Source organism: Enterococcus sp. AMC1086 (assembly GCF_058216575.1).
Genome location: NZ_CM177100.1, coordinates 3,192,051 through 3,204,710, shown reverse-complemented (window position 1 = coordinate 3,204,710; position 12,660 = coordinate 3,192,051). Strand labels below are relative to the sequence as shown.

General features: G+C 36.4%; 11 protein-coding genes. 10 read left to right on the top strand and 1 reads right to left on the bottom strand.

Annotation, left to right across the window (positions count from 1 at the left end):
* Positions 1-470: 470 nt before the first annotated feature.
* On the bottom strand, positions 471-674 hold the full coding sequence (locus AC4BC4_RS14945; protein ID WP_438757926.1) for a helix-turn-helix transcriptional regulator: 204 nt from the start codon (positions 672-674) through the stop codon (positions 471-473).
* A 357-nt stretch (positions 675-1,031) separates the two neighbouring features.
* On the opposite strand from AC4BC4_RS14945, the gene AC4BC4_RS14940 reads away from it, so the two are divergent.
* The 10 genes from AC4BC4_RS14940 to ruvA all read left to right on the top strand — a co-directional run bounded on the left by AC4BC4_RS14940 (position 1,032) and on the right by ruvA (position 12,655).
* Positions 1,032-1,940 carry an Rgg family transcriptional regulator gene (locus tag AC4BC4_RS14940; RefSeq protein ID WP_490476236.1) on the top strand — a complete coding sequence of 303 codons (909 nt, stop codon included), beginning with the start codon at positions 1,032-1,034 and terminating at the stop codon, positions 1,938-1,940.
* Between the two features lie 153 nt (positions 1,941-2,093).
* The gene (locus tag AC4BC4_RS14935; protein ID WP_438757928.1) at positions 2,094-2,891 is read left to right on the top strand and encodes a TIGR00282 family metallophosphoesterase; all 798 of its coding nucleotides are present in this window, start codon (positions 2,094-2,096) and stop codon (positions 2,889-2,891) included.
* Positions 2,892-3,227: 336 nt separating this feature from the next.
* Entirely contained in the window at positions 3,228-3,596 is a 369-nt protein-coding gene (locus AC4BC4_RS14930; RefSeq protein WP_490476235.1) for a YlbF family regulator, read from the top strand.
* A gap of 2 nt (positions 3,597-3,598) precedes the next feature.
* Positions 3,599-6,163: a DNA mismatch repair protein MutS gene (mutS, locus tag AC4BC4_RS14925; protein WP_490476234.1), complete on the top strand. Its 2,565-nt coding sequence runs from the start codon at positions 3,599-3,601 to the stop codon at positions 6,161-6,163.
* Between the two features lie 39 nt (positions 6,164-6,202).
* Positions 6,203-8,284 carry a DNA mismatch repair endonuclease MutL gene (gene mutL, locus AC4BC4_RS14920; protein ID WP_490476233.1) on the top strand — a complete coding sequence of 694 codons (2,082 nt, stop codon included), beginning with the start codon at positions 6,203-6,205 and terminating at the stop codon, positions 8,282-8,284.
* A 26-nt stretch (positions 8,285-8,310) separates the two neighbouring features.
* Positions 8,311-8,868 (top strand): Maf family protein, encoded by a 558-nt coding sequence (locus AC4BC4_RS14915; protein ID WP_490476232.1) that lies wholly within the window; start codon positions 8,311-8,313, stop codon positions 8,866-8,868.
* Between the two features lie 27 nt (positions 8,869-8,895).
* Positions 8,896-9,390, top strand: coding sequence for an acyl-CoA thioesterase (locus AC4BC4_RS14910; protein WP_438757933.1), 495 nt, complete (start codon positions 8,896-8,898; stop codon positions 9,388-9,390).
* Positions 9,391-9,489: 99 nt separating this feature from the next.
* Entirely contained in the window at positions 9,490-9,927 is a 438-nt protein-coding gene (gene msrB, locus AC4BC4_RS14905) for a peptide-methionine (R)-S-oxide reductase MsrB (protein WP_438757934.1), read from the top strand.
* 185 nt (positions 9,928-10,112) lie between these two features.
* Positions 10,113-11,786, top strand: coding sequence for a peptide ABC transporter substrate-binding protein (locus AC4BC4_RS14900; RefSeq protein WP_490476231.1), 1,674 nt, complete (start codon positions 10,113-10,115; stop codon positions 11,784-11,786).
* 257 nt (positions 11,787-12,043) lie between these two features.
* Positions 12,044-12,655, top strand: coding sequence for a Holliday junction branch migration protein RuvA (ruvA, locus tag AC4BC4_RS14895; protein WP_490476230.1), 612 nt, complete (start codon positions 12,044-12,046; stop codon positions 12,653-12,655).
* Positions 12,656-12,660: the final 5 nt, after the last annotated feature.

Below are 12,660 nucleotides of genomic sequence, written 5' to 3'. Positions count from 1 at the left end.
TATTTGTCAACCAATGTTGGTGGACAAAATCCAAAGAATCAAATCGATTGTGATAAAAAGATTGGGACACAAGTGTTTCAAATTGAGAAATAATAAGAAATTTATGTGACCAAGTAGGTAATGTAAAGCACCAGTTCATTACATCCACTTTGCTTTACAGTTTCAGCTTATTTCTGTAGTTCCATCGTTTATTCGCCTTTAGGGTGTGAAACAAAAGTGGATTTTACTTTTGTCTCACACCCTTTGGTCTGTTCTTTTTCTAGAGAATTTTCATTAACATACAGAAAATATCGAGCTAAAATACAAGCATGGGACAAGTTATATATACTTTTGTCTCATGCTTGTGTTTGATTAGATTTAAGATAGGGGATGATGGTTTTCTCAAAAAAATTTTCAGAGATGAATGATAACTATACCATAACGATTATTAAAGGATCTTGATCGTTTATTTTGTCTTTAACTTCAAAGGCCTAAGCAAAAATATCCGTGACTTCTTTATTTAGTGAATTGGCTATATTAAAAGCTAATGAATCGGAAGGTTTATATTTTCCTTTTTCTATACTTTTGATCGTTTGAATAGAGACACTGACTTTATCAGCAAGTTCTTCTTGAGTAAGGTTATTACTTGTGCGGGTTTCTTGTAAATTATTTGTTTTTTTAATTGTTTTTTTCATACCGATGATGTCCTCTCTCTTTTATTATTTATGTTAGTAAGAAAAATAAATGATGGAGCATTTTAATTATTACTAAACCTAAAATAGCAATATTTTTAAAAAGATATACTAATTCACCCTTTATGTGGTATATTCAAAACGTAACAGTATATACATATCCCTCCTACTAGAATCAATTTAAATGAAAGAAATTACTTGTTGTATGACAAATTGTATCAAATAATACTTGAATAATAAATAGATATTCGTTAAAATTGTTTAAAATGATGAAAATAGAGACGATTATACATAAATATAGTATGACATTCAAATAATGAAGAAATTTCATGGCAAAATAGCATGAAAAGGAGAAGGCAAATGGAAATACATGAGGTTTTAAGATTTTTTAGAAAAACGTCGCATTTTACTCAGAAAGAAATTTTACCAAATTTAGATCCTTCTGTTTATTCTAGAATTGAGGGTGGAAAACAAGAAATTAAAATAAACGACATAAAGAATATTATGAATACTTTATCACTCGTTCCAGAGGAAATTTTTTCGAATGCTCCATTAGATTTGGAGCAATACAAATATAAAAAGCTTTTTTCATATTGTTCTGAAAATTTGCAGAATCAAAAGCAAAAACGAAAATTAGTAGACTATTATCAAACGCTCTCTTGCAAAAATAAGAATTTAAGGGAATTGTCTAATTATTTGGCTATTAAAAATTATTTTGCTCAATTTTGGGAAGAAGTCGACAAGATTACTGGAGAAGAATTACAAGAAATATACCAAATTCTATTGAATAAGAACTATTTCCAACACTATGATTATGCAATAATTCTGAATACTATACGGTTATTTGATAAAAAACAAATTGATCTGATTATGACAAAAATTTTTTCTTCTAGAAATAAAAATTCTGATCTCATCTTTTTAAGTAATTTGGCGCATCATATTATTTTAAATGTCATCACCGTTAGAATTTATGAAAAAGATTATAACAGTGCGTTCAAATACATTTCTTTAGCTAAAAAACAAAATCAAAGCGAACAGAGTCTCTATTACCGAATAAATTTTAAATATTTAGAAAACTTACTAGAATACTTAGTCACAGGTGACTATCAATATATGCAGCGAATTCAAGAATATATTCAGTTACTTAAGGATATTGGGGATAATGCTTTAGCTGAACAACTTGAAGCAGAAATAAAAGTAGTTATACACGGTATTTTAGTAAGTTCTAGTCAGAATACTTTCCCAGTTACTCTAATTAAAGGAGATTAAAAAATAATTGACTCTTTTACTGAGTACAATCTTTTATAAACATTATTTTATACAAAACTAGATTTTTTAAAGATTAGCAAATTTCCATCCCTTCCCTTCCACTCCAAAAACCTCTATAATGAAAGCAGAAATCAAAAGAGAAGAGGAAGTTTTTTGCGTATATTATTTATAGGAGATGTAGTAGGATCATTAGGTCGAGATACAATAACGACCTATTTACCAAAATTAAAGAAAAAATATCGTCCTCAAGTAACAATCCTTAATGGTGAGAATGCTGCATCGGGTCGAGGAATTACGGGTAAGATCTATAAGAAGTTTTTACAAGATGGCGTAGATGTTGTCACCTTAGGGAATCACACGTGGGATAATAAAGAGATTTTCGAATTTATCGATGATGCCAAAAAAATGATCCGCCCAGCTAATTTTCCACAAGGGACACCTGGTCAAGGGATGGTATTTGTCAAGGTGAACCAACTAGAACTCGCTGTAATCAATATGCAAGCACGTGTTTTTATGGCGGACATCGATGATCCGTTTCGCAAAGCAGAAGAATTGATCACAGAAGCACGTAAGCGAACGTCATTGATTTTCGTCGACTTTCATGGAGAAACGACGAGTGAAAAACAAGCAATGGGTTGGTTTTTAGATGGGAAAGTCAGTGCCGTTGTTGGCACCCACACACATGTGCAGACTAATGATGCTCGAATTTTACCTGCAGGTACCGCATTTTTAAGTGACGTTGGTATGACTGGACCTTATGATGGAATATTAGGGATGAAGCGCGGACCGATCATTGAGAAGTTTAGAACCGCATTGCCAAAACGATTCGAAGTGGTTGAAGAAGGTCGGAGTTTATTATCGGCTTGTGTGATCGATATTGATGATCAGACAGGACAAGCGAAAAAAATCGAACCAATCCAAATCAGTGAAGATCGCCCATTTATGGAATAAGGCATCTAAAAATAAAAAAGTATCCTAATTCATATAAATTAGAAGAGGTTGGGACAGAAGCGTTTATTCGGATTCCTTAAGGTTAGGGTATAACTCGTAGAGTTATGACCTAACCTTTTTTTGCTAAAAAGCAATTAAGCAGGTCTATCAATGGTTAGATGCAAGAAGTGGAATTCCTAATTTCGTTTTTAACCAACTATTTCAAATTTCAATCTTATGAACTATACGAATGTAAGTTCTATTTTTCTCCACAAACTGTTGATTCTGTTTGAATTATGTTAAAATAAGTAGACTTGTTTTAGTACAAAATCTTATCCAGAATAAAGGTGTGAAATCATGGAGCCATCCATTACAGATATAAAAATAAATGAAGAATTAACGAAATTATTGACCTTGCTCGGCGAGGACGAATTGATTCAGCGATATAAAGAACTAGAAAAAAAAGTTCAAAATAACGAGAAACTTACAGTCTTAGTTGAACAAATCAAAGCAGCTCAAAAAGATGCAGTTCAATTTGCACATTACGACAAACCAGAAGCAGAAAAGGCAGCAATCAAGAAAGCGGATGAACTAACGAAAGAATTTGATGAACATCCCTTGGTTGTGGCATACAGAGAACAATTGATGGAAGCAAACGACCTCTTGCAGCACGTCACAGATATGATCCAATATAGAATCAACGAAGAACTAGAGAAGGAAGGGTAATAATGCCACAAAAAACAAAACACACACCAATGATGGAACAATATTTAGCAATCAAAGACCAATACCAAGACGCTTTTTTGTTTTACCGATTAGGCGACTTTTACGAAATGTTTTATGAAGATGCAATCAATGCGTCGCAAGTGCTAGAACTGACCTTAACGAGCCGTAATCGCAATGCGGATGATCCTATCCCAATGTGTGGTATTCCTCACCATGCAGCCCAAGGATATATCGATACATTGATTGAAAAAGGCTATAAAGTCGCTATTTGTGAACAGGTAGAAGATCCCAAAACAACAAAAGGGATGGTCAAGCGAGAAGTAGTTCAGCTAATTACACCCGGAACAGTTATGACCAGTAAAGGCTTAGATGCCAAGGACAATAACTATTTAACCGCTATCGTTGAAGAAAACGGAATTTTTGGATTAGCCTATGTTGATTTAAGTACAGGAGAACTAAAAACAGCCGTACTGAGTGATGAAGATGGTGTGATCAATGAGGCTTCAGCCTTACAAACCAAAGAAATCGTCTTAGGCAGTACATTATCAGAGACACTGCAACAAACGTTAAAGGATCGTTTAAATATTATTTTTTCAGAACAAAATCAAGCAGAAGAAAACGCGGAATTCAGCTTTTTAACGAGTGAATTGACTCATCCGCTAGAAGTAGATGTGACAGGAAAACTGTTGACTTATTTAAGTGTGACGCAAAAACGTGGTCTATCTCATATTCAAAAAGCCGTGGAATACCAGCCTGATCATTTCTTGAAAATGGATCACTATTCTAAATTCAACTTAGAATTAACACAGTCGATTCGGACGGGACTAAAAAAAGGTACCTTATTATGGTTGCTCGATGAAACAAAAACGGCAATGGGTGGCCGTTTATTAAAGCAATGGCTCGATCGTCCGTTGATTCAAGAAAAACAAATTCAAACCCGTCAAGAAATGGTTCAATCTTTATTGAATGCTTATTTTGAACGTGTTGACTTACAATCTACACTGACGAAAGTCTATGATTTAGAGCGTTTAGCAGGTCGTGTAGCTTTTGGCAATGTGAATGGCCGCGATTTGATCCAATTAAAGACATCATTAGAACAAGTACCATTGGTTCGTGAGCTGATCGTGGGCATCAACCAAGGAGAATGGAATGACCTATTATTAGATTTAAATCCAGCCGAAGATGTCGTGGAGCTGATCAATCGCGCAATCAACGAAGAAGCACCGCTTGCGATAACAGAAGGCAATATCATCAAAGACAATTACAACGAAAAACTAGATGAATACCGGGATGCGATGCGCCATGGCAAACAATGGTTAGCGGAATTAGAAGCCAAAGAACGCCAAGAAACTGGGATCAAAACCCTGAAAGTCGGCTTTAATCGCGTGTTTGGTTACTACATTGAAGTGACAAAATCAAACTTAGCCAACCTAGAAGAAGGCAAATATGAAAGAAAACAGACCCTAGCGAATGCGGAACGCTTTATTACACCTGAACTAAAAGAAATGGAAACCTTGATTTTAGAAGCAGAAGAAAAATCAGTTGATTTGGAATATCAATTATTCCTAGAAGTCCGTGAACAAGTCAAAGCCAATATTGAGTGTCTGCAAAAATTAGCGAAAACAATCAGTGCAGTTGATGTTCTCCAAGCTTTTGCGACCGTCAGTGAAAGATACCAATATGTTCGTCCAACACTTAAAAGTAACAGCAAAGAACTAAATATCATTGAAGGACGTCATCCGGTTGTTGAGAAAGTTTTAGGACATCAAGAATACATTCCAAACAGCGTTCGTATGAGCAAAGACAATATTATTTTACTTATCACAGGACCAAACATGTCCGGTAAAAGTACGTACATGCGTCAATTAGCACTGACGGTTGTGATGGCTCAAATCGGTTGTTTTGTGCCAGCGGAATCTGCTGAATTACCTATTTTTGACCAAATTTTCACAAGAATCGGAGCATCAGATGATTTGATTGCAGGACAAAGTACGTTTATGGTGGAAATGATGGAAGCCAATCAAGCATTGCGTCATGCAACACCGAACAGTTTGATTTTATTCGATGAACTTGGTCGAGGAACTGCAACGTATGATGGAATGGCACTAGCACAAGCAATCATTGAATATATTCACCGTGAAGTCAAAGCGAAAACACTATTTTCGACCCACTATCATGAACTAACTGTCTTAGATGAAAACTTAACTGGATTGAAAAATATTCACGTAGGAGCAGTAGAAAAAAATGGTGAGGTTGTCTTCTTGCATAAAATGATGGATGGTCCAGCCGATAAGAGTTACGGGATACATGTAGCCAAGATCGCTGGTCTGCCAAGTGATTTATTAGAACGTGCCGCAACTATTCTCTCAGCCTTGGAATCAGAAGAACAACCACTAGCTGTTGAATACAAAGACGAAATCAAAGAAGATACAGAACAGTTATCTTTATTTAAAGAAGTATCCACTGATGAATTAGGTGTAATCGATACATTGAAGAAGATGAACCTATTAGAAATGACGCCGATGGATGCGTTAAATAAATTACATGAACTACAAAAAAGAATCTAAACAAACTTCAAAAAACTGAGTAAGGAAAGGATCGTAAAGATGGGAAAAATACAAGAATTGTCAGAGCAGCTTGCCAATCAGATCGCTGCTGGTGAAGTAGTAGAACGTCCTGCATCAGTTGTCAAAGAACTTGTAGAAAATGCGATCGACGCTGGAAGTACTCAAATCGATATTTTTATTGAAGAAGCAGGACTTAAAACGATTCAAGTCATCGATAATGGTGAAGGGATCGCAAAAGAAGACATTTTAAATGCGTTCAAACGCCATGCTACCAGTAAAATCCATACACGAGATGATTTATTCCGCATCCGTAGTTTAGGATTCCGTGGAGAAGCCTTGCCCAGTATCGCTTCTGTTTCCGAAATCATCGTAGAAACAGCTGTTTCTGAAGAAGAGGAAGGCAGCTATGTCCAAATGAAAGGCGGTAAAGTCGAAGAACATCGTCCGGCAGCATTAAGAAAAGGAACGAAAATCACTGTTTCAAACCTATTTTTTAATACACCCGCTCGTCTAAAATACGTCAAAACGATCCAAACTGAGTTAGCCAATGTAGGCGATATCGTCAATCGTTTGGCGCTAAGCCATCCCAAAATTGCCTTTCGCTTGGTTCATGACGGCAATAAAATGATGAACACAGCTGGTAATGGTGATTTGAAACAAACAATTGCTGGCATTTACGGCATAGGTACGGCGAAAAAAATGCTGAAGATTGAAGCCGAAGATTTAGATTTTCATTTAATTGGTTATATTTCATTACCAGAAGTCACAAGAGCGAGTCGAAATTATTTGTCAACGATCATCAATGGTCGTTATATCAAAAACTTTGCACTGAATAAAGCAATTGTAGATGGGTATGGCTCAAAACTTATGGTTGGGCGTTTTCCTCTTGCGGTATTAGAAATCGAGATGGACCCATTGCTGGTGGATGTCAATGTCCACCCAACAAAACAAGAGGTCCGTTTAAGTAAAGAAAAAGAATTGATGACTTTGATCAGTGAAGCGATCCGAGAAGTACTAAGTCACGAGCAACTGATTCCAAATGCGGCAGATAATCTTCGATTTAAAAAGAAAGTCGAGCAACAGCCAAAAGTAGAACAAATGGAAATCCCATTGACAGATACAGGAGAGACAAGCAAACCTATTCGTAAACCAGGCAGCTTAAGTTATGATGCTAAAAGTGGAAATTTCTTTGTTAAAGAAACATCGCCAGATATTTCAGCATACTCGCCTGCTAAGAACTTTCCAAAAGAAGCTGAACCACAGACCAAAGAAGAACAAGATAAAGAAATGTTAATGGCGTATGCGTTTAGCTCACCAGTCGAAAGTGAAGAATCGCAAGTACCTACCAATGATCAAGTGATAGAATCAATAGAACCAGAAGAAATCACTCAACCAGAAGAGACGACAACCGATGAACAAGTGTACGAAGAAGAATTAAGCCATCATCCTGAGTTTGATTTTTCAGCCACAGGTTCTAAAAACGAGTTAAACAAAGTGTTGAATAAGTTGTCTAATGAACGGCCTAAAGAACGCTTTCCAGAATTAGAATATTTTGGACAAATGCATGGCACGTATCTGTTTGCCCAAAGTAAAGACGGTCTGTATATCATCGATCAACACGCTGCTCAAGAACGAATCAAATATGAATATTTTAGAGAAAAAATTGGTGAAGTGACAAATGATCTGCAAGAATTGTTAGTACCTATCGTAATCGATTATCCAAATAGCGATGCGTTAAAAATCAAAGAGAAAAAAGAAATTTTAGTAGAAGTTGGCATTCATTTAGAAGATTTTGGCCAAAATAGTTTTATTGTTCGTGCTCATCCAACTTGGTATCCAGCAGGTGAAGAAGAAACCATCATCCGTGAAATGATCGATATGTTTTTGACGACAGGTTCGGTCAGCGTGAAGAAATTTCGAGAAGCCACCGCAATCATGATGAGTTGTAAACGGTCAATCAAGGCTAATCATTATTTGAATGAACAACAAGCCCGTGTGTTATTAAAGGATCTAGAAACATGTGAGAATCCATTTAACTGTCCGCATGGCCGACCTGTTTTGATCCATTTTACCAATTCAGATATGGAAAAAATGTTTAAACGAATCCAAGATCCACATTAAAAATAAGGGAAGAAGGTTTTATCTTAATGGCAGTAATATTAGCCTCCCAATCGCCTCGCAGACACGAGCTGTTGAGTCGAATTATTTCTGATTTTACCGTTATGCCAGCTGACATCAATGAAGAAGTTAAACGTTATTTTACGCCAATGGATTATGTCCTGACAATGGCGGCACAAAAAGCAGCCCGCATCGCAAAACAATACCCCAATGATTTAGTGATCGGCTCTGATACGATTGTAACGATCGACAATGAAATATTGGGTAAACCAACTTCCAGAGACGATGCTTTTCGAATGTTGCGGCAGTTAAGCGGTCGAACACACAAAGTTTATACAAGTGTCGTATTAATGAAAGGTGATCAAGAATCTTCGGCTACAGTTCCTGCTACAGTCGAATTTTATGACTTGACTGATGAAGAGATCGATCGTTATTTAGATACAAAAGAGTACCAAGACAAAGCAGGAGCTTATGGAATTCAAGAACAAGGTGCGTTACTAGTAAAAAGTATTCAGGGCGATTATTATGCGATTATGGGTTTGCCGATTGCAACGTTATATCGAATGTTGCCAGCTTTTGATGCGTAATGGCCCAATGAAAGAAGGAAACAACAAATGAAATGTTCACAAACAAGAGCGATTCAAACACATATGATTACATATCCTCATTTAAATTTTCATAAGACCTTATTTGGAGGACAATTAATGGCTTGGCTAGATGAAACTGCTGGTATTTCAGCTGTTCGAGTATCTAGGGCAGCTATCGTTACAGCTTCTGTCGATCATTTAGATTTTCTAGCCCCTTTAAAAGCAGATCATTCTGTTTGTATTGATACATATGTATCTGGGGTTGGTACACGTTCAATGGAGCTATTCGCCAAAGTGATTGGGGAGGATTTATTTACAGGAGAACGTTATCTTGCTGGAACGTGCTTTATGACATTTGTAGTACCTAAAGGAGCTAGTTTGCCTCAAAAAATCGAACCTGAGACAAAAGAAGAACGTTTTATTTGTCAAGGCTATGAAGCGAGAAAACAATTCAGACAAGCCAAAAGACAAGAAAGTATTGATCTTGCCGAAAATATCGATTTAGCTATCCCTTGGAACTAATATATAGAAGTAAACACTGACTTTCTAAACAGGAAGTGAGTGTTTTTTTCTCAATGATGCTATGATAAGAGTAACTAAAAAGTAAGGGTGTGAGTTGTCATGGAAAAACCATCTAAACAAGACTTGAAAGAAAAGCTATCCGATATTGAATACGCTGTAACACAGGAAAATGCAACTGAGCGACCTTTTACTGGTAAATATGATGACTTTTACCAAGAAGGGATTTATGTGGATGTGGTAAGTGGTGAACCACTTTTTAGCTCAAAAGACAAATACGATGCAGGTTGTGGCTGGCCGGCATTTACCAAACCAATTGAAAAACAAGGTGTCAAAGAAAATTCTGATTTTTCATTAGGAATGCGTCGTGTAGAGGTTCGGAGTAAAGAAGCAGATTCCCATTTGGGGCATGTTTTTACAGATGGACCGCAAGAACAAGGCGGATTACGTTATTGCATCAATGCTGCAGCTTTACGATTTATTCCAGTGGAAGAGTTAGAAAAAGAAGGGTATGGAGAATATAAATTCATATTTGAATAAGTTAAAAGCCTATTTAAGTTAGTAAATTCTGCTTAGATAGGCTTTTTTAGTTTAGTAAAATAAAAAATAGTTTGTTCGGTTATTTTTATATTAAATAATTGCTATTTGTTCTAATTTCCGTTATTATAAGAATATTCAGAAAATTAAAATTCAGAAAGAAAAATATTATTTATTGAGGAGAAAAAATGAAAAAAACAACGATTACGAAATTAATCAGCGTTATGATGCTGTCTACATTAGTATTAGCAGCCTGTGGTGGAAATGAAAAGACAGGTTCCACAGAAAATAGCAAGGATGGCAAAAAAGCGAGTGGGGAACAGCTTTTTAAATTAGTCGTCCAACAAGAAATGCCGAGTGCAGATTTATCGGTAGCAACAAATACAATTAGTTTTTCAGCGTTAAATAATATATATGAAGGATTATATCGTTTAGATGACAAAAGTAAACCACAACCAGCTGGTGCCGCAGAGCTTGCTAAGAAAAGCGATGATGGCTTGACCTATACATTTAAACTTAGAGAAGATGCTAAATGGTCAAATGGTGATCCTGTGGTAGCTTCTGATTATGTCTATGGATGGCAACGCACAGCTGATCCTAAAACAGCAGCAGAATATGCTTATATGTTTGAATTAGTCAAAAATGGCGCAGATGTTTCTGCTGGGAAAAAAGGATTAGATGAATTAGGGATCAAAGCTATTGGCGATCATGAATTAGAAGTAACGTTAGAGCAAGAAACCCCGTATTTTGATTATTTGCTGGCATTTCCCTCGTTTTTCCCACAAAATAAAAAAATAGTTGAAGAAAAAGGAAAAGATTATGCAACAACGAGTGATGCATCTGTGTATAACGGACCATTTACATTGACTGATTTTGATGGACCAGGAACAGACACCGAATGGTCCTATACGAAAAATGATCAATATTGGGACAAAGATGCAGTTCAATTAGATAAAATCGAGGTAAACGTGGTTAAAGAAGCACCGACCTCATTGAATCTTTTCCAAGATGGACAAGCAGATGATGTAATATTGAGTGGAGAACTGGCGAAGCAAATGGCTGAAGATCCAGAACTCGTGATCGAAAAAGATGCACGAACATCGTATCTTGAATTTAATCAAAGAGATGAAAATTCACCTTACCGAAATGCGAATTTAAGAAAAGCCATCTCTTATTCAATTGATCGCGATGCATTGGTAGACCGAATTTTAGGAGACGGTTCGATTGCATCTACTGGTCTTGTTCCAGCAGGGATGTCCTTCTCGCCAACAGACAATAAAGATTTTGCTGAAGAGAATAAAAATGTATTGACACATGATACAAAAAAAGCCAAAGAATATTGGGAAAAAGCGAAAGAAGAACTAGGAATTGATTCATTCAAATTTGATATCGTAGGCGATGATACAGATTCTACCAAAAAAGTCTTAGAATATATCCAAGGAGCAGTCAAAGAAACATTGGATGGTGTGGATGTAACAGTTACAAATGTACCATTTACCGTTCGTTTAGATCGTGGCAAAAATGGTGACTTTGAAGTTATCATGGGTGGTTGGGGCGCTGATTATGCAGACCCAAGTAGTTTTACTGACTTGTTCTTAACTGGCGGATCTTACAATAGAGGCCGTTACTCAAATGAAAAATATGATGAATTAGTTCAAGCATCAGGTAGTAAGGATGCCTCTAACCCAGAAAAACGCTGGACAGATATGGTGGATGCCGAAAAATTATTGATGGACGACATGGGGGTTTCACCCGTTTATCAAAAAGCTGAAGCACATATGCGCAGCAACAAAGTCAAAGGTGTAGTGGCTCATGGTGCGGGTGCACGCTATGACTATAAATGGACGTATATTTCTGAATAAAAAATTGAGGTTGGAACAGAAGCTCTTAACTTAGAGAAAAAAGAAGGGATGCTTTTTCAGGCAATGTTTAACCGCATTTAGGGTGTGGGACAAAAGTAGATTTTACTTTTGTTCCACACCTTTCTTCTTTATTCAGCTACTGATTTTCTTGAATCTGTGCTAAAATAGAAACGTATGTGCGTGTAACACATAAGTAATGTTGGTGCAAGAGGAGTAATTCCTTTTCCAACATCAACGGTATCGAGAAAGGTGAAATTATGTACGAATATATCCTTGGTAAAGTGACATTTATCAGTCCTTATTATATTGTAGTAGAAACAAATGGCATCGGATTTCAGATATCTGTAGGCAATCCCTACCGCTATTCTGGAAAAACCGATCAGCAAATTAAAATTTATGTCCATCAAGTCATCCGTGAAGATGCTCATTCTTTATATGGTTTTAGTGATTTAGACGAAAAACAACTTTTTTTAAAACTGATCAGCGTTTCAGGGATCGGTCCTAAAAGTGGTTTAGCGATTATGGCTTCAGAAGATCATGGTGGCTTAATAAATGCAATCGAAAGCGAAGATGCTGCGTATCTAACCAAGTTTCCTGGCGTCGGTAAAAAAACAGCACAGCAAATGATACTTGATCTAAAAGGAAAACTGGGCGAACTTGAAACCTCAGAAGCAGCCGTTGAAGCAATGGCTAAAACACCAACGAACCAATCAGCGAACCAGTCACTAACAGAAGCGCTGGAAGCACTAAGTGTATTAGGTTATAGCGAAAAAGAAATCAAACGAATCACACCAAAATTAGAAGAACTAGGCAAGTTAAAAACAGATGAATATTTGCGCAATGCATTGAAATTAATGATGAAACGCTAAGGAGG

Coding starts and splice junctions, on each gene's coding strand:
- AC4BC4_RS14945 (WP_438757926.1), bottom strand. CDS start 674: ATGAAAAAAACAATTAAAAAAACAAATAATTTACAAGAAACCCGCACA.
- AC4BC4_RS14940 (WP_490476236.1), top strand. CDS start 1,032: ATGGAAATACATGAGGTTTTAAGATTTTTTAGAAAAACGTCGCATTTT.
- AC4BC4_RS14930 (WP_490476235.1), top strand. CDS start 3,228: ATGGAGCCATCCATTACAGATATAAAAATAAATGAAGAATTAACGAAA.
- mutS (WP_490476234.1), top strand. CDS start 3,599: ATGCCACAAAAAACAAAACACACACCAATGATGGAACAATATTTAGCA.
- mutL (WP_490476233.1), top strand. CDS start 6,203: ATGGGAAAAATACAAGAATTGTCAGAGCAGCTTGCCAATCAGATCGCT.
- AC4BC4_RS14915 (WP_490476232.1), top strand. CDS start 8,311: ATGGCAGTAATATTAGCCTCCCAATCGCCTCGCAGACACGAGCTGTTG.
- AC4BC4_RS14910 (WP_438757933.1), top strand. CDS start 8,896: ATGAAATGTTCACAAACAAGAGCGATTCAAACACATATGATTACATAT.
- msrB (WP_438757934.1), top strand. CDS start 9,490: ATGGAAAAACCATCTAAACAAGACTTGAAAGAAAAGCTATCCGATATT.
- AC4BC4_RS14900 (WP_490476231.1), top strand. CDS start 10,113: ATGAAAAAAACAACGATTACGAAATTAATCAGCGTTATGATGCTGTCT.
- ruvA (WP_490476230.1), top strand. CDS start 12,044: ATGTACGAATATATCCTTGGTAAAGTGACATTTATCAGTCCTTATTAT.